Origin of the sequence: Streptomyces sp. NPDC051322 (genome assembly GCF_040689485.1) — a bacterium.
Taxonomy (GTDB): domain Bacteria; phylum Actinomycetota; class Actinomycetes; order Streptomycetales; family Streptomycetaceae; genus Streptomyces.
On sequence record NZ_JBFBAK010000005.1, the window covers coordinates 243,038 to 259,657 of the forward strand.

Genomic DNA, 16,620 nt, shown 5'->3' on the forward strand with positions numbered 1-16,620 from the left:
GACATGTCTGTCTGTCCGGCCTGCGACGAGACCCCACGGAGGGCTCCCGTGTCATCGATCTTCAGCGCGTTCGCCGCCTTGGTCGCGCACCTTGCCGACCTGCTCCAGCCGCTTTTCCACGGTTCGGCCACCGCCGCCGCGATCATCCTCTTCACCGCCTGCGTCCGACTCGCCGTGCACCCGCTGTCCCGGGCCACCGCCCGCGGCCAGAAGGCCCGCGCCAAGATCGCGCCGCGCGTCGCCGAACTGCGCAAGAAGCACGCCAAGGACCCGAAGCAGATGCAGAAGGCCGTGATGGAACTGCACGCGGAGGAGAAGATCTCCCCGCTCGGCGGCTGTCTGCCCAGCCTGCTGCAGATGCCCGCCTTCTTTCTGCTCTACCACCTCTTCTCCAGCTCCCACATCGGATCGAGCACCAACACCCTGCTCGGTCACACGCTCCTCGGCAGCCCGCTCGGCGGCCGGCTCGAGGACGCCGTCGGCCACGGCGGGCTGCTCGGCGAGCAGGGCGTCGTCTACCTGGTGCTCTTCGTGATCGTCGCCGCCGTCGCCACCTTCAACTACGGACGCACCAAGCGGATGATGGCCGCCTCGCCGAACCCGCTGCCCGACGGGCCCGGCGCCGGCGCGATGTCCACCATGAGCAAGGTGATGCCGCTGATGTCCTTCGCGACGCTGCTCACCGTGGCGTACGTGCCGCTCGCCGCCGCGCTGTACGTGGTCACCAGCACCACCTGGACCGCCATCGAGCGGGCCGCCCTGTACCGGGACACGCTGCCCGCCGGGGCCGTGGTGAGCAGCCCGATGTAACCCCGGCGGGCGCACGGACACAGCCCGGCGGCGGAGCGGCACGGTCCAGCTTGTGAACGGGGTCTTGCGGAGTGGACCGCCAAATTGGAGGATCAGCCAATCCCCCGATGGCCGCACCCCATCGGCCGGGCCGGTCGAAATCGTTGGGAGACTGACCATGAAGTTGCTCCGAGTCGGAACCGCCGGGGCCGAGCGCCCCGCTCTGCTGGACGAGCGCGGAATCCTGCGCGACCTGTCGGGCCTCGTCACCGACATCGACGGTGACCTGCTGGCCGACGAGGCCGCGCTCTCCCGGGTACGGGCAGCGGCCGCCGCCGGTGTGCTGCCCGCGATCGAAGCGGAGGGGCTGCGGACCGGGCCGCCGGTCGCCCGTATCGGCAAGATCGTCTGCATCGGGCTGAACTACCACGACCACGCCACCGAGACCGGCGCGGCGATCCCGTCCGAGCCGATCCTCTTCATGAAGGCGCCCGACACGGTGGTCGGCCCCGACGACACCGTGCTGGTGCCGCGTGGCAGCGCGAAGACCGACTGGGAGGTCGAGCTCGCGGTCGTCATCGGGCGCACGGCCCGCTACCTCGGGTCGGCCGAGGAGGCGCTGGGGCATGTGGCCGGGTACGCGATCGCCCACGACGTCTCGGAACGCGAGTTCCAGATCGAGCGCGGCGGCCAGTGGGACAAGGGCAAGAACTGCGAGACCTTCAACCCGCTCGGCCCGTGGCTGGTGACGGCCGATGAAGTGCCCGACCCGCAGGCGCTGCCGCTGAAGCTGTGGGTGAACGGTGAGCTGAAGCAGGACGGCAAGACCGCCGACCAGATCTTCCCGGTGGGGGAGGTCGTGCGCTACCTCAGCCAGTTCATGACCCTCTACCCCGGAGACGTCATCAACACCGGCACCCCGGCCGGGGTGGCCATGGGGCAGCCCGAGCCGAAGCCGTATCTGCGGGCGGGCGATGTGGTGGAGCTCGAGATCGGCGGTCTGGGCAAGCAGCGGCAGGTACTGCGCTCGGCTTAGCCGGTTCAGGCGGCCGGTTCAGGCGGTCGGTTCAGACGGCCGGCTCAGCCGGTGAATCGGCGGAGGGGCGGGCGCTCCTCCGCCGATTTCACAGCCGCACCGCGGTCCCGTCCCGCGCGGAACGGCGGGCGGCCTCCAGCACGTCCAGGGTCGCCGCCGCCTCCGTCGCGGTGACGGGTGGCCGGCCGCCGGTGCGCAGGGCGTGGGCGACCGCTGCGTAGTACGCCGGGTAGTCGCCGGGCAGCGTCGGTACGACCGCGCCGCCGCCGGTCAGCGGGGACTCGCCGGAACCGAGGCGGCCCCACTGCGACTCCGGCTCCTCGCCCCAGCTCTCCCCGGCGGCGGCCGGTCGCCCGCCGTCGCGGAGGGCGGCCTCCTGCGGGTCCAGGCCGTACTTCACATAACCGGCCGCCGAGCCGAGCACCCGAAAGCGCGGCCCGAGCTGGGCGGTGGTTGCCGAGACGTACAGATGGGAGCGGACACCGTTCGCGTGGGTGATCGCGATGAAGGTGTCGTCGTCGGCCTGGGCGCCGGGGCGGCGTACGTCCGACTCGGCGTACACCCGGACAGCGGGGCCGAAGAGGACCAGGGCCTGGTCGACGACGTGGCTGCCCAGGTCGTACAGCAGCCCGCCGATCTCCAGCGGGTCACCGGACTCGCGCCAGCCGCCCTTCGGCCGCGGACGCCACCGCTCGAACCGTGACTCGAACCGCTGCACGTCGCCCAGCGCGCCGTCGGCGAGCAGCTTTTGGAGAGTCAGGAAGTCGTTGTCCCAGCGGCGGTTCTGGAACACCGAGAGCAGCAGCCCGCGTGCGTCGGCCAGCGCCGCGAGCTCACGCGCCTCGGCCGCCGTGCCGGCGATCGGCTTGTCCACGACGACCGGCAGACCTGCCTCGAGTGCGGCGGTCGCGACCGGAACGTGCGTCTTGTTCGGTGACGCGATCACGATCAGATCCAGCTCGCCGGCGCGCGACCAGAGATCGTCGGGTGCGGCCGCGAAGCGGACGTCGGGAAACTCGGCGCGGGCCTGCTGGCGCCGCTCCTCGTTCGAGGTGACGATCGTGTCGAGGACGAGTCCTTCGGTGGCGGCGATCAGCGGCGCATGGAAGACGGAACCCGCGAGGCCATAGCCGACGAGTCCTACGCGGAGCGGGGTGGCGGTCATGGATCCCACTCAATCAATGATCCGACCGCGATGGGAAATGCCGGCTGACCGGCCCGACTGCACCGGACCAGTTGCACCGGACCAGCTCCGTCAGACCAACTCCACCAGGTCAGCGATGGAGTCGACGATCCGGGTGGGCCGGAACGGGTACCGCTCGACGTCAGCGGGCTGGGTCAGCCCGGTCAGCACCAGGAACGTCTCCATCCCGGCCTCGAGACCCGCCAGGACATCCGTGTCCATCCGGTCCCCGATCATCGCCGAGGACTCCGAGTGCGCGCCGATGGTGTTCAGCCCGGTGCGCATCATGAGCGGATTCGGCTTCCCCACGAAGTACGGGTCCTTGCCGGTGGCCTTCGTGATCAGAGCCGCCACGGAGCCGGTGGCAGGCAGGTCCCCTTCGGCCGAGGGGCCGGTGCTGTCGGGGTTGGTGGCGATGAACCGCGCACCCTTGTTGATCAGTCGAATGGCCTTGGTCAGTGCCTCGAACGAGTAGGTCCGGGTCTCACCCAGGATCACGAAGTCGGGGTCCACGTCGGTGAGGATGTACCCGGCGTCGTGCAGGGCCGTCGTCAGGCCGGCCTCGCCGATCACGTAGGCCGTGCCTCCGGGGTGCTGGTTCTCCAGGAAGTTGGCCGTCGCCAGCGCCGAAGTCCAGATGTTCTCGGTGGGCACGTCCAAGCCGATCCGGCTCAGCCGGGCCGACAGGTCCCGAGGCGTGTAGATCGAGTTGTTCGTCAGGACCAGGAACGGTCGTTCCGACTCCCGCAGACGCCTGATGAAGGCGTCGGCTCCGGGCACGGGAACACCTTCGTGCATGAGCACGCCGTCCATGTCCGTGAGCCAGGATTCGATGGGCTTGCGCTGGGTCATGGGACGAGTCTCCTGCGGGTGCGCGGCGGCAATGCTGCGATCATCCCATAGGCGGAAGAAGCCGCCCGCGCTGTCGGATGCGCGGGCCTTCCGGGATGCGGGAAGCCGCGGAATGGGTGAACCTTCGGAGTACCAGGAGGCTCACCATGCGTTTGATATCAGTCACCCTCTGTGGCGCCGCCGCGGCCACGGCGGCCCTGCTCCCCGCGACGGCCGCCACGGCTGCGCAGGCCGCAGAGGGGCCGGGGACGGTCGTCGTCAGCCCGTCCGTCATCTCCCCGGGGGAGGAAGTGGACCTCAGGGTGCACTGCCCCGGCGGCAGGATCGTGGCGACGTCGACGGCGTTCGCGGCCGACGTGGCGTTCTCGCCGGCGGCCGACGAGGGCGCCATGTACGCGGAGGCCCGGATCCGGGCGGACGTCGCGGCGAAGGTGTACCCGGTCGAGGTCAGGTGCCACGGCCGGCGTTCGGCCGGCCGCGTCACCGTCGTACGGCGGACCGCCACGGTGCCGCTGCCCACGCCCACCGCGCCCGTGCACGCCGGCGGCGGCGGTATGGCGGTGCTGGCGGCGGAAGAGGACGCGGCAGGGACCCGGAACGCCGTGCTGGGACTGGTGGTCGCGGGGATCGCCGCGGTGACGGTGGCGGCGCGAGGTTTCCGGCGGCGGCGGGACGACGAGTGACATGTCCTCCAAGGATTCCGGCCCGGGCCACGGGCGGCTGCTGATCGGGGTGGCCTGGGCCGTACTGCTGCTCGGGCTGTGGCTGTGGGGCCGCCGGATCGCCGACGGGCCGGACGGCGCTCTGGGGCCGAGGACCGGCGACGTGGCCGCGGTCGGCCGCCCGCTCGGCGTGGCCCTGCCGCCGGCCCACCGCCCGGTCAAGGGCGCGACGCCGGAGCGCGTGGAGATTCCGGCGCTGGGCATCCGTGCCCCCGTCGTTCCGCGCGGCCTCGACGACAACGGCGCCGTGGACCCGCCGCCGTTCGACAATCCGGGCGAGGTCGGCTGGTTCGGCGCCGGCACCCGTCCCGGTGCGAAGGGCGCCGCCCTGCTCGTCGGCCACGTCGACACCCGCCGCGAGCCGGCGGTCTTCTACGGTCTGAGTGCGGCCCGCCCGGGCGAGAAGATCCGGGTGGAGGGCGAGGACGGCTCGCACACCGAGTTCACCATCGACGACGTCCACGTCTTCCGGCGCGACCGCTTCGACCCGAAGAAGGTGTACGGCCAGCGGGAGAAGGGCCGCGCCGAGCTGCGGCTGATCACCTGCGGGGGCTCGTACGACCGCACGGCGCAGACGTACACGGCGAATGTCGTGGTATCCGGCTATCTGACGGCCGTACTCGAACACTGACCAGCCGTCGGCCCGGAACGAAGAAGCCCCTCGCCGTGAGGCGAGGGGCTTCTTCTGTCGGTGCGCCGCCAGGGACTCGAACCCCGGACCCGCTGATTAAGAGTCAGCTGCTCTAACCAACTGAGCTAGCGGCGCCTGCTGACCCGGAGAACTTTACCGGACGTTCGGCGGTGCTCCGGACCTGTCACTGAGTCACCTGTTCGTTTCGCACCCATTTCACCCATCAAAATGCGATTCCTCATAACAGTTGAGAAGCTGACGACCGTGCAGATACCCCAGCAAACACGTGCAGCAACACGTGCGGCACACCTGCAACAGACGTGGAGGGCACACGGATGACGCTTCCGGTCTTCGAGGAGAAGTACGAACCTGCGAGCCACCGCGGTCGTGGCGGGCACGCCGACCGGCGCAACCCGGCACCGCGCGCACCGTCGCCGAAGGGCCGCGGTCAGCTGCGGGCGCGCCGCGCCCGCCAGGCGCTCGTCCTCGCCACAGCGGCCGGAATGGTACTGGGCGGGGGATCGGCGGCGGCCGCGGATCCCGCTCCGCCGGCTCCGGCCGGGGCAAGTGCGCCTCCGAGTACGGCTGGTGAGGCGTCGGATGCCACGAAGCAGACGGCCGACACCCACCAGTCCGACACCCACCAGTCCGACACCCACCAGTCCGATACCCACCAGTCCGACACCCCCCGGCCCGATCCCACCCGGAGCCCGTCGGCCGAACAGGCCACCGCGCAGAAGACCCCGCCGTCCCTGCCCGCCACCACCAGGTCGGCCATCATCGACCGCGCGAAGCTCTGGGTGGCGGCCCGCGTCCCGTACAGCACGACCAAGCACTGGTCGGACGGGTACCGGCAGGACTGTTCGGGCTACGTCTCGATGGCCTGGGGTCTGAAGCAGAACGAGTGGACCGGGAGCCTGGCGCAGTACGGCGTCCGCATCTCCAAGTCCGATCTGCAGCCCGGGGACATCCTGCTCTTCCACAACCCGGCGAACCCCAAGAAGGGCTCGCACGTCACCATCTTCGGCGGCTGGACCACCAGCGCGCACACCTACTACAAGGCCTACGAGCAGACTCCGCCGCACACCCGCACCCGGTCCACGCCGTACGCCTACTGGTCCAACTCCAGCCGCTATGTGGCCTATCGCTACCGGGGCCTGACCACCGGCGCCGGCGGCTCGGCCTCGTCCACCGCCTACCCGGGGAAGAAGTACTTCGGCAAGGGCAAGAAGAACGCCCATGTCACCCGGCTGGGCAAGAAGCTGGTGGCGCGGGGCGGCGGCCGCTTCTACGCGACGGGTCCGGGGCCCGGCTGGAGTGCGGCCGACCGGCGGGCCACCCAGGCCTTTCAGCGCGCCCAGGGCTGGTCGGGGGCGAACGCGGACGGCCTGCCGGGACCTACCACCTGGAAGCTGCTGGTGACCGGCAAGGGCAAGAACATCCCGGCCGCGAAGAGCAACCACGGTGTCGTGCCGACCGCGACAGGACACATCGGGGCGGGGCATATCGAGCCGGGTTGGTCCGGTGCCTCCGGGCACCGCCCGGCAGACGCAGGGAGGCGAATGTTCGCATGACAGAGGCGACGGCCGTGCCGGCGGGCGGAGGGTCCGACCCGGTGGATCACGCGCAGGGGCGCAGGCCCGCGGTCATCGGGAACGACTCCACGATCGAGATCCCGGTGCATCTGCTGTTCCGTGAGGACGGCCCGGACGCCGTCTCGCCGAGGCCCGGCCGGGCCTCGGCCGCGCCGGCCGGCGATGCGGGCGCCGGTCCGGCGGCCGGCCGCAAGCAGCAGCTCCCGAAGGCAGTGCGCCTGGCCGTCGCCGACCGGCCGTCGCCGGCCGGCGATCCCCGGCTGACCGAACGGGCCGCTCCCTCGGTGCCGGGGGTGGTCGCGGTGCTCGGCGGGGCCGCGGCGCTCGCCGGTCTGCTCCGGCTGATCTGGCTGACCGGGCTGGTCCCGGACGCGCTGGCCATCGCGGTGGGCCTCGAGCCGTACCCGTACCAGGGTGTCGGGCTCGGCGCCGAAGTGGCGCTCATCCTGCTCACCGCGCTGACGCTGTTCGCCTTCCTCGGTCTCGGCCGCGGCCGGACCGGGCAGGTCCTGGTGCTGTCCCGTTTCGGCCATTACCGGGGCAGCGTGCGGCGGACCGGACTGCTGTGGACAAGCCCGCTGCTGCAGCGCCGCCCGGTCGACGTACGGCTGCGGCACTGGCGCAGCGAGCCGGTGTGCGCGGCGGACGCCGAGGGCACCGCGCTGCGGGTGGCGGTGCTCGTGGTCTGGCGGGTCGCGGACACCGCGAAGGCGGTGCACGCCGTCGCGGACCACGAGGAGTATCTGGGCGAACAGCTCGAAGCCGCGGTCGCGCGGGTGATGGCGCAGTTGCCGGCCGACGCCTTCGGCGGGGACGCGCCGACGCTCCGGGACACCGACGCGGTCGGCGAGGCGTTGACCCGGCTGCTGCACACGAGCGTGCTGCCGGCGGGGATCGAGGTGTGCTCCGCCCAGCCGGTCCGGATCGACTACGCGCCCGAGGTGGCCGGGGCGCTGCAGCGGCGCAGGAACGCGGCCGTCGACGCGCTCCACCGGGAAGCAGTGCTGTCCTCGGTGGTGGACGAGGTGGCGGACGCCGTCGACCGACTGACCGCGCGCGGACTCGTCGAGCTGGACGTCGCCGGCCGCAACACCCTCGTCAAGGATCTGACGATCGCCTTCTACTCGGCGCGCGTGTGATCGGTTCGGTCTGCTCCGGCGGCCACGGCAACTTCGCTCAGCTCGACGCGGGCCGGCGGTACGTCACCGGCCGGCCGGCGCCGGGCGCGCAGCAGCGCCGGCGCCAGCGCCGCGCCCAGCAGAAGCAGCACCGCGCCGCCGACCGCCGCCCCGTGCATCCCCGAGACGAACGCCTCCCGCGCCATGTGCACCAGCCCCGGATCCCCGGTCGCGGTCGCCCCGGCGAGCGTTTCGCGGGACTGCGCAGGGGCCGCGGCCGGCATGTTCGCCCGGTACACCGCCGTACCGATCGACCCGAGGATCGCCATTCCCAGCGCCCCGCCGAACTCCTGCCCGGTTTCCAGCAGCGACGCGGCCGAACCGGCCTTCGCCACCGGAGCCGACGACAGCGCCATGTCGGCGACCAGCGCCATCACCGTGACTATGCCGCAGCTGCTCACGGCCGCGCCGGCCAGCAGTAGCCAGAGTGCGTCGGTGCCCACGCAGAAGAGCAGCGCGAAGCCGCCCGCGGCGATGAGGAACCCGGCGGTGACGACATACGCCCGCTCGACCTTCTGGGCGATCGCGGAGGCGGTCGGCGCGGCGATGCCCACAGCGATCGACGGCGCCATGGACCAGAGCGCGGCCCGCATCGTGCTCATACCGAGTACCGACTGCAGATACTGCGTGGTGAAGTACGCGGAGCCCATCATCGCGAAGGCCGCCAGCGCGTTGAGCGTGATCCCGGCGCCGAAGCCACGGCCGCGGAAGAGTTCCCGGCTGATCATCGCGTGGGTGGTGCGGCGCTGACGGCGTACGAAGAGCCAGCCGACGACCGCGCCCGCCGCGATCCACAGCATCCGCGGGAGGCTGAAGCCGTAGGCGGCGATCTCCTTGAGCCCGTAGATGACGGGGAGTACGGACCCCATCGACAGCGGCACGCTCAGCAGATCGAATCTGCCCCGTTCGGCGCCCTTGAACTCCGGTACCAGCACGGGCGCCAGGACCAGCAGCAGAAGCATCGCCGGCACGTTGATCAGGAAGACCGAGCCCCACCAGAAGTGCTCCAGCATGATGCCGCTCATCACCGAGCCCAGCGCGATACCGCCGGCCATGGCACCCGACCAGATGCCGATCGCCTTGGTGCGCTGCTTCTCGTCGGTGAACATGTTGCGGATCAGCGCCATGGTCGACGGCATCAGGGTCGCCCCGCCGATGCCGAGCACCGCCCGCGCGGCGATCAGCATCTCGGCGCTCTGGGCGTACGCGGCCCCGACCGAGGCCACACCGAAGGCCGCGGCACCGAACAGCAGCAGCTTGCGGCGGCCGATCCGGTCGCCCAGTGAGCCCATGGTGATGAGCAGTCCCGCCAGCGTCAGAGCGTAGATGTCGAAGATCCACAGCTGCTGGGTGCTGGTGGGGTCGAGCTCTCGGGTGATGGCGGGGATGGCGAAGAAGAGGATGGAGACGTCCATCGAGACCAGGAGAAGCGGCAGCAGGAGGACGACGAAGGCGGTCCACTGCTTGCGGCCGGCCAGGGCTGTTGTGCTCGGCTGATTCGGCATGCCAGAACTGTACGGCTGTTTAATACGCGCGTCTAGTACAAGCGTATAGATCTTTGTCGGGCGCACGAAAAAGCCCCCCGCTTCCGCGAGGGGCTTCTTCTGTCGGTGCGCCGCCAGGGACTCGAACCCCGGACCCGCTGATTAAGAGTCAGCTGCTCTAACCAACTGAGCTAGCGGCGCCTGCTGACCCGCAAAGAATACCTGGTCCGAAGGGGTGCTCCAAACCAGTGGCTCAGATGGTCAGCGAGAGCACCACCGGCGCGGCCTGCCGGTTGAGCGCCTCCGCCGCCGAGCGCAGGCGATGGGCGTGCTCGATCGGCAGTGAGAGGGCCAGGCACCCGACCGCGGAGCCCGCGGTGAGGGGTACGGCGGCGCACACCGTGCCCACCGCGTATTCCTGGATGTCGAGCATCGGGACCGTGGCCGGCTGGGAGTCCAGCCGGGAGAACAGCACCCGCTCGTTGGTGATGGTCCTGGAGGTCAGCCGGGCGATCTTGTGGCGCGAGAGGTGGTCGCGGCGGCCGTTGTGGTCGAGCTGGGTGAGCAGGCATTTGCCTGCCGCGCTCGCATGGGCCGACGAACGGAAGTCCACCCACTCCTGGACGGCCGGGGTGAGCGGTCCGTCGGCGACCTGGGTGACCCGGACCTCGCCGTCGATGTACCGGCTGATGTAGACCGCGGCCCCCACCGAGTCCCGCAGCCGGGTCAGGGTGTCACGGAGCTTGGCCGCGAGGGCCGCCTCGCGGGTGGCGCCGGAGCCGAGGAGGACGAGCGAGTCGCCGGTCACATAGGCGCCGTCGCTGACCTGCTCGACGTATCCCTCGCGGCGGAGCATCAGCAGCAGCGAGGAGAGATGGGCGGCGGGGAGGCCGGTGTCGCGGCCGATCTGGGTGTCGGTGACACCGGTGCCGCACTTGGAGACGGACTCCAGCACGCGCAGTGCGTACTGCACCGAGTGGAACGGCGCAGTCGGCTCGGGCTTCAGCGCCACGGTTCCCCCTACAGGTTGTGACCGCTTGCTCGCGTACCACGATAACGGCCAAGAGCCTTTTATGGGGAGGCTGTTGATGACTCGGTGGCGCGTCCCGGGCCGTTACGCTGGGGCGCGCCACCGTGGCATATGCCAAGGTCATGCCCTCCGTGGAGACACCGTGGTCAGAGCACCGCGCTGAGGAATTCGCGCGTGCGTTCGTGCTCCGGCTCGCTGAAGATTTTTTCCGGCGATCCGGATTCGATCACCTTTCCGGAGTCGAACATCAGCACGTCGTCGGAGATGTCCCTGGCGAAGTTCATCTCGTGGGTGACGCACAGCATGGTGATGTCGGTGGAACGTGCGATGTCCCGCAGCACGTCGAGCACACCGGCGACCAGCTCCGGGTCCAGAGCCGACGTCACCTCGTCGAGCAGCAGCACCTGCGGCCGCATCGCCAGCGCACGGGCGATGGCCACCCGCTGCTGCTGACCGCCGGACAGCTGGTTCGGCTTGGCATCGGCACGGTCACCGAGCCCCACCAGGTCGAGCAGGCCCTTGGCCCGCTCGGCGGCCTCGTCCTGCGACATCCCCAGCACCCGGACCGGGGCCTCGGTGATGTTGCGCTGCACCGACATGTTCGGGAAGAGGTTGAACTGCTGGAAGACCATGCCGATGTTCTTGCGGACCTCGCGGAGCTGCTTCTCCCCCTCGGAGGGGAAGAGCTTGGCCCCGTTGACCGTGATCACGCCTTCGTCCGGCTTGAGCAGGGTCATCAGAAGTCTGAGGATCGTCGTCTTGCCGGACCCGGAGGGGCCGATCAGCGTGACGTGCTTGCCCGGCTGTACCGAGAAGCAGAGATTGTCGAGGACGGTGTTGTCGCCGAACCTCTTCGTGACGTTCTCGAAGCGGATCAGCTCGCTCGCGGTGACGGGGGTCTCGGGGTTCGCGGGTATCGCGTCAGCGGACAAGGCGGCGCTCCAGGGCTCGGACAAGAAGAGATGCCGGGTAGGCGATGACGATGAAGGCAATGCCGACGACGGTGATCGTCTCGTTGCTGTGGAAGGTCAGTCCGCCCTGCTGGCGGGCCTCGCCGAGCAGGTCGAGCACGCTGATCGCGACGACCAGCGGGGTGTCCTTCAACATGGCGATGACGTAGTTGCCGAGGGCCGGCAGGACGCGGCGGATCGCCTGCGGCAGGATCACCGCTGTCCAGGTACGGCTCAGCGGCAGGGACAGCGCGGTGGCCGCCTCCCACTGCCCGACCGGTACGGCGTCGATGCCGGCCCGGTAGACCTGGGCGGTGTACGTCGAGTAGTGCAGGCCGATCGCCACCGTGCCGGTGGTGATGGCGGAGAACTGGATGCCCCAGTCCGGCAGCACGAAGTAGAGGAAGAACAGCTGCACCAGCAGCGGGGTGTTGCGGATGAACTCGGTGACGAAGTTCACCGGCCACCGCACGAATCGTGTCTTCGTCCGGTAGCCGAGCGCCCAGACCAGACCCAGGGCGAAGGAGAGCACTGAGCCGAGCACGAGGATCCGCAGAGTGGTGAGCAGACCGTCCCAGAGATACGGCATGAAGTCCGAGACAGCGGACCAGTCCCATGTGTTCATCGGGCACCTCCGGTGGCCGTGAGACCGAGATTGGCCCTGGTCTTGCGCTCAAGTGCCCGCATCCCGCGGGTGAGTACGAAAGCGATGACGAAGTAGATGACCAGGATGATCGAGTAGATTTGGGAACTCTCCTGGGTGGCGAGCCGCACCAGATAGGCGGCGAACGACACATCTCCGACGCCGAGCAGTGAGACCAGCGCGGTGCCCTTGAGCAGCTCGACGAGCAGGTTCGAGAACGGCGGCATCATCTCCGGGATGGCCTGCGGCAGCAGAATCAGCCGCAGTCGCTGCCACGGTGTGAAGTTGAGCGCGATGCCCGCCTCCCGCTGGGCGGGCGCCACCGCCTGCAGACCGCCGCGCACGATCTCGGCGCCGTACGCCCCGTACGACAGGCCAAGGGCGAGCACGGCCGCCCACATCGGCACCAGGGCCCAGCCGAAGAGGTTCGGCAGCACGAAGAAGATCCAGAACATCAGGACAAGCGCTGATGTGCCGCGGAAGATTTCGGTGTAGGCGCCGGCCAGGAAGCGCACGAAGCGCGAGTGATGGGTACGAGCGGTGCCTATGGCGAAGGCCACCACCGTCGCCAGCGCGGCGCTGTAGATGGTGAGCTGGATGGTTATCCAGATGCCCGGGAGCACCCAGTGGGTCCACAGTCCCGACGTCATGCGCACAGCTCCTTGGCCGTCAGCGTGGTCATCTCGTCCTTGGTGAACCCGAACGGCTGGAGTACCCGGAAGAGTTCACCGCTCTTCTTCATCTTGTGGATCTGGACGTTGAAGGCATCGCGGAGCGAGGTGTCGGTGCGACGGAACGTGAAACCCCCGCCGTCGATCTTCTTCTTGCCGTCGATGGTGGTGGCGAAGGCCTTGGTGCCCTCGGCCCGGTGGCTCTTCTTCACCACCTCGCGGACGGTGAGCGAGGTACCCGCGAAGACATCGACACGGCCGGTCTCGACGGCGTTCAGGCCGGCGACCTGGTCCTGGAGAATGACGATGTCCTTCTCCTTGTAGCCCGCGGCGACGGCGTAGGCGATCTCGGCGTACGCGGTGCCGGTGGCGAACTTCGCCTTGGCCTTGAAGCAGTCCTCGTAGTTGTGCAGGTTCTTCGGGTTTCCCTTGCGGACGATGAAGGCGTCCAGCATCTGGTACTCGGGATCGGCGAAGATCACCTGCTGGCACCGGTCGTGGTTGATGTACATCCCGGCCGAGACCACGTCGAACTGCTGGGAGTTGAGTCCCGGAATCAGTGAACCGAAGTCGGTGGCCACCGGCTGGACATGAGCAATGCCGAGACGCTTGAAGATGATCTTTGCGAGCTCGACCGCCTCCCCGGTGAAATCGCCGTTCTTGTCGACGTAGCCGTACGGCTGTTCTCCCGCGATGCCGAGCCGGACGGTGCCCTGGGATTTCAGCCGGGCCAGCGTGTCGCCCGACGGGATCCTGCTGCACCCGGCGGCCCCGAGCGCCCCCGCGGCGCCCAGCCCCGCCGCGCCGAACAGGAGCGACCTGCGCCGTATGGGCTGGATGGACCGTCTTGTCGTGCTTCCTGAGTCGTTCCCTGGTGGTGAAGCCATGGGCGCGCGGCTACCCGGCTCCAGCCGAGATATGCGGGCCAATTTCCGCCGAGTTGAGGGAAGCGTCGCCATGTCGGCCGAGTAATCGGATTGCAACGTCTGACATGTACTGATTGACCGGGCTCGCTCCCGGCCCCTACCGTCTACAGAAGAAGCACCAGCCGCCTCGCGCATGATGCATTTGCGCATGTCACTCGGGGGGTCCTGATGGACGTCTCCTTTCTCGGCGGGCCACAGCCACAGCGCGGTGTGGGCGTGGTAGCCCCTTTTGACTTCGCTCTCGACAGAGAGCTCTGGCGTTGGGTCCCGGACGACGTGTCGCTCCATCTCACCCGCACCCCTTTTGTACCGGTCGAGGTCTCGCTCGACCTCGCCCGGCTGGTCAGCGAACACGAGACGCTCCGCGAGGGGGTCCGCGCACTCTGCGCGGTCGCGCCGCAGGTCGTCGCGTACGCCTGTACCAGCGGTAGTTTCGTCGGCGGTCTGGCCGGTGAACGTGCCATGTGCGAGGCCATGACCAGGGCCGGCGAGGTTCCCTCGCTCACCACGTCGGGCGCCCTGCTCACCGCTCTCGAGGAGCTCGGCGTCCGGCGGATCGCCCTGGTCACGCCCTACACTGAATCTGTGACGTCCTCGCTGGAGGAATACCTCGCGGAAGCCGGGACAACTGTCACTGGGCGGGCCTTTCTGGGCCTCACCAGGCACATCTGGAAAGTCCCGTACCGCGATGTGGTGGACATGGCGCGACAGGCAGTGGTCGGCGAGGCGGATGCGCTGTTCATCAGCTGCACCAACCTCCCGACGTACGACGTGATCCCGCAGCTCGAAGCGGAGCTGCGGATGCCGGTGCTCTCGGCGAACCAGGTCACGATGTGGGCGGCGCTGCGGCACATCGGCGCCCAGGCTGTCGGCCCGTACCAGCGGCTGCTGATCGACTCGGCGCCCGCCGCACCGGAGCCGCCGCCGCTTCCCGAGCCCGCCGCCGCGGTGGCAGATGATCCGCCCGACGAACAGGGAGGCTGGACATGACAGCGGTTGGGTTCCTCTACCCGGGGCACTCCGCGGAGGACGACTACGAGCGCATCGAGCAGCTGCTCGCCTCCGACATCAGACTGCCCGTGGTGCACACCGACATCGGTGAGGACGCCCACCGGGTCGACGCGCTGCTCACCATGGGCGGAGACGACCGTCTTGCCGCGGGCGTCGAAGAGCTGCGGCTCACCGGCGCCGAGGCGGTGGTCTGGGCGTGTACCAGCGGCAGCTTCGTATACGGCTGGGACGGCGCCCACGAACAGATCAGGAACCTGGCGCGGGCGGCCGGGATGCCCGCCTCCAGCACGTCCTTCGCCTTCGCGCACGCCATCCAGCACCTGGGGGCCACCCGCGTCGCGATCGCCGCGACCTATCCCGAGGACGTGGCCGACTACTTCGCCGATTTCCTCAAGTCGGCGGGCACCGAGGTGACCGCCACCCGGGGCAGCGGCATCATCACCGCGGCGGAGGTCGGCACCTGGGGCCGCGACGAGGTCCTCGAGCTGGCGCTCGCCGGGGACCATCCCTCGGCGGAGATCCTGCTGCTGCCGGACACCGCCCTGCACACGGCGGCGTACCTGGCGGAGCTGGAGCAGGTGCTGGGAAAGCCGGTCCTCACGGCCAATCAGGTATCCGTGTGGGAGGGGCTGCGGCTGGCCGAGCGGAGGGTCTGGGGGGAGCGGATGGGCAAGCTGTTCGCCCGGCCGGCGTAAACCGTCCGGCGGGCCCCGGGGCCACCGGACGTGAGCCGTCCCGGCAGGCCCCGGGGGGAGCCGTCCGGTAGCCCGGGGAATAACCGGACATCCCCTCCCGTTGGCGCCAGGCGTACCCGGCGAACAGCAGGAAGGCACTTCCGGTGGACCCGATCCAAGGCAAGGCGGCCGGCGCCGCCCCCGTACCCCTCTCCGTCCTGGACCTGGTCACCGTGGGCAAGGGCCGGACCGCAACCCAGGCCATCCGTACCGGCGTCGACATCGCCCGGCTCGCGGAACGGCGCGGGTTCCACCGCTACTGGGTGGCCGAGCACCACTCGATGCCGGGGGTCGCCTCCTCGTCGCCGGCCGTGCTGCTGGCGCATCTCGCCGCCCACACCGACCGCATCCGGCTCGGTTCGGGCGGCGTGATGCTGCCCAACCACGCTCCGCTGGTGATCGCCGAACAGTTCGGCACGCTGGAGGCGATGGCCCCGGGCCGGGTCGACCTGGGGCTGGGGCGGGCGCCCGGCACGGACGGAGCCACCGCGGCGGCCCTGCGCCGCAGCGAACGGCTTCGCGAGGGCGCCGACGAATTCCCGCAGCAGCTCGCCGAGTTGACCCGGTTCCTGGACGACGACTTCCCGGACGGCCATCCGTACGCCCGGATACACGCGGTCCCCGGCCCGGTCCAGGGACCGGCCGGCCGTCCGCCGATCTGGCTGCTCGGGTCGTCCGGGTTCAGCGCACGGCTGGCGGGGACGCTCGGCCTGCCGTTCGCCTTCGCGCATCACTTCTCGGCGCAGAACACCATCCCGGCGCTCGACCTGTACCGGGAGACCTTCCGCCCGTCGGCGGTGCTGGACGCCCCGTACGCGCTCATCGGTGTGGCGGCGCTGGCCGCCGACGAGGAGCGGGAGGCCCGTCGGCAGGTGCTCACGGGGGCGCTGTCGATGGTCCGGCTGCGCACCGGGCGGCCGGGTCTGGTGCCGACGCCCGAGGAGGCGGAGGCCTACGAATTCAGCCCGCTGGAACGGGAGTTCGTGGACGGCTGGCTGAACAACATCATCATGGGCACCGCGGACGAGGTCCGCTCCGGTCTCGACGACCTGCAGAAGCGCACCGGCGCGGACGAGCTGATGATCACCGCCAACGCACACGGCGGCGACGCGCGGCTGCGTTCGTACGAGCTGATCGCGGACGCCTACGGGCTGCCCGGCCCGGAGGTTCTGCCGGTCTGACGCC

17 protein-coding genes and 2 tRNA genes are annotated in these 16,620 nt (G+C 69.9%); 9 read left to right on the forward strand and 10 right to left on the reverse strand.

Annotated features, from left to right (window positions below):
* Window positions 1-48 precede the first annotated feature (48 nt).
* Entirely contained in the window at window positions 49-810 is a 762-nt protein-coding gene (locus tag AB0436_RS14475; RefSeq protein ID WP_366468166.1) for a YidC/Oxa1 family membrane protein insertase, read from the forward strand.
* A gap of 157 nt (window positions 811-967) precedes the next feature.
* Window positions 968-1,825: a fumarylacetoacetate hydrolase family protein gene (locus AB0436_RS14480; protein ID WP_366468167.1), complete on the forward strand. Its 858-nt coding sequence runs from the start codon at window positions 968-970 to the stop codon at window positions 1,823-1,825.
* A gap of 88 nt (window positions 1,826-1,913) precedes the next feature.
* On the opposite strand, the gene AB0436_RS14485 is transcribed toward AB0436_RS14480, so the two are convergent.
* Together AB0436_RS14485 and AB0436_RS14490 are read right to left on the reverse strand one after the other, a co-directional pair.
* The gene (locus AB0436_RS14485; RefSeq protein WP_366468168.1) at window positions 1,914-2,990 is read right to left on the reverse strand and encodes a Gfo/Idh/MocA family oxidoreductase; all 1,077 of its coding nucleotides are present in this window, start codon (window positions 2,988-2,990) and stop codon (window positions 1,914-1,916) included.
* A 90-nt stretch (window positions 2,991-3,080) separates the two neighbouring features.
* A complete protein-coding gene (locus tag AB0436_RS14490) occupies window positions 3,081-3,860 on the reverse strand; it encodes an HAD-IIA family hydrolase (RefSeq protein ID WP_366468169.1) in 780 nt (259 codons plus the stop codon).
* A gap of 146 nt (window positions 3,861-4,006) precedes the next feature.
* Here AB0436_RS14490 and AB0436_RS14495 point away from each other — a divergent pair, with 146 nt between their 5' ends.
* Entirely contained in the window at window positions 4,007-4,543 is a 537-nt protein-coding gene (locus AB0436_RS14495) for a hypothetical protein (protein ID WP_366468170.1), read from the forward strand.
* 1 nt (window position 4,544) lies between these two features.
* Window positions 4,545-5,213 (forward strand): class F sortase, encoded by a 669-nt coding sequence (locus AB0436_RS14500; RefSeq protein ID WP_366468171.1) that lies wholly within the window; start codon window positions 4,545-4,547, stop codon window positions 5,211-5,213.
* 61 nt (window positions 5,214-5,274) lie between these two features.
* On the opposite strand, the gene AB0436_RS14505 is transcribed toward AB0436_RS14500, so the two are convergent.
* A tRNA-Lys gene (locus tag AB0436_RS14505) sits at window positions 5,275-5,348 on the reverse strand.
* A gap of 200 nt (window positions 5,349-5,548) precedes the next feature.
* Between AB0436_RS14505 and AB0436_RS14510 the strand changes: the two genes are divergently transcribed.
* Together AB0436_RS14510 and AB0436_RS14515 are read left to right on the forward strand one after the other, a co-directional pair.
* Window positions 5,549-6,787 (forward strand): peptidoglycan-binding protein, encoded by a 1,239-nt coding sequence (locus AB0436_RS14510; protein ID WP_366468172.1) that lies wholly within the window; start codon window positions 5,549-5,551, stop codon window positions 6,785-6,787.
* Window positions 6,784-7,947 carry an SPFH domain-containing protein gene (locus AB0436_RS14515; RefSeq protein ID WP_366468173.1) on the forward strand — a complete coding sequence of 388 codons (1,164 nt, stop codon included), beginning with the start codon at window positions 6,784-6,786 and terminating at the stop codon, window positions 7,945-7,947. The genes AB0436_RS14510 and AB0436_RS14515 overlap by 4 nt, the downstream gene beginning before the upstream one ends.
* Here the strand turns inward: AB0436_RS14515 and AB0436_RS14520 are convergent.
* The 7 genes from AB0436_RS14520 to ehuB form a co-directional block, all read right to left on the reverse strand.
* Window positions 7,929-9,491 (reverse strand): MFS transporter, encoded by a 1,563-nt coding sequence (locus AB0436_RS14520; protein WP_366468174.1) that lies wholly within the window; start codon window positions 9,489-9,491, stop codon window positions 7,929-7,931. The genes AB0436_RS14515 and AB0436_RS14520 overlap by 19 nt on opposite strands.
* A gap of 106 nt (window positions 9,492-9,597) precedes the next feature.
* Window positions 9,598-9,671 (reverse strand) — tRNA-Lys (locus AB0436_RS14525).
* A gap of 52 nt (window positions 9,672-9,723) precedes the next feature.
* Entirely contained in the window at window positions 9,724-10,482 is a 759-nt protein-coding gene (locus AB0436_RS14530; protein ID WP_366468175.1) for an IclR family transcriptional regulator C-terminal domain-containing protein, read from the reverse strand.
* 164 nt (window positions 10,483-10,646) lie between these two features.
* Entirely contained in the window at window positions 10,647-11,432 is a 786-nt protein-coding gene (locus AB0436_RS14535) for an amino acid ABC transporter ATP-binding protein (protein ID WP_366468176.1), read from the reverse strand.
* On the reverse strand, window positions 11,422-12,075 hold the full coding sequence (ehuD, locus tag AB0436_RS14540) for an ectoine/hydroxyectoine ABC transporter permease subunit EhuD (protein ID WP_366468177.1): 654 nt from the start codon (window positions 12,073-12,075) through the stop codon (window positions 11,422-11,424). The genes AB0436_RS14535 and ehuD overlap by 11 nt, the downstream gene beginning before the upstream one ends.
* Window positions 12,072-12,743 (reverse strand): ectoine/hydroxyectoine ABC transporter permease subunit EhuC, encoded by a 672-nt coding sequence (gene ehuC / locus AB0436_RS14545; protein ID WP_366468178.1) that lies wholly within the window; start codon window positions 12,741-12,743, stop codon window positions 12,072-12,074. Before ehuC ends, ehuD begins: the two co-directional genes overlap by 4 nt.
* Window positions 12,740-13,651, reverse strand: a complete 912-nt coding sequence (ehuB, locus tag AB0436_RS14550; RefSeq protein WP_366468179.1) for an ectoine/hydroxyectoine ABC transporter substrate-binding protein EhuB — start codon at window positions 13,649-13,651, stop codon at window positions 12,740-12,742. The genes ehuC and ehuB overlap by 4 nt, the downstream gene beginning before the upstream one ends.
* Before the next feature lie 207 nt (window positions 13,652-13,858).
* Between ehuB and AB0436_RS14555 the strand changes: the two genes are divergently transcribed.
* From AB0436_RS14555 to AB0436_RS14565, 3 genes are all read left to right on the forward strand, one after another.
* A complete protein-coding gene (locus AB0436_RS14555; protein WP_366468180.1) occupies window positions 13,859-14,680 on the forward strand; it encodes a decarboxylase in 822 nt (273 codons plus the stop codon).
* Entirely contained in the window at window positions 14,677-15,396 is a 720-nt protein-coding gene (locus AB0436_RS14560; RefSeq protein WP_366468181.1) for a decarboxylase, read from the forward strand. The genes AB0436_RS14555 and AB0436_RS14560 overlap by 4 nt, the downstream gene beginning before the upstream one ends.
* Window positions 15,397-15,539: 143 nt before the next feature.
* Window positions 15,540-16,616: an LLM class flavin-dependent oxidoreductase gene (locus tag AB0436_RS14565; RefSeq protein WP_366468182.1), complete on the forward strand. Its 1,077-nt coding sequence runs from the start codon at window positions 15,540-15,542 to the stop codon at window positions 16,614-16,616.
* Window positions 16,617-16,620 lie beyond the last annotated feature (4 nt).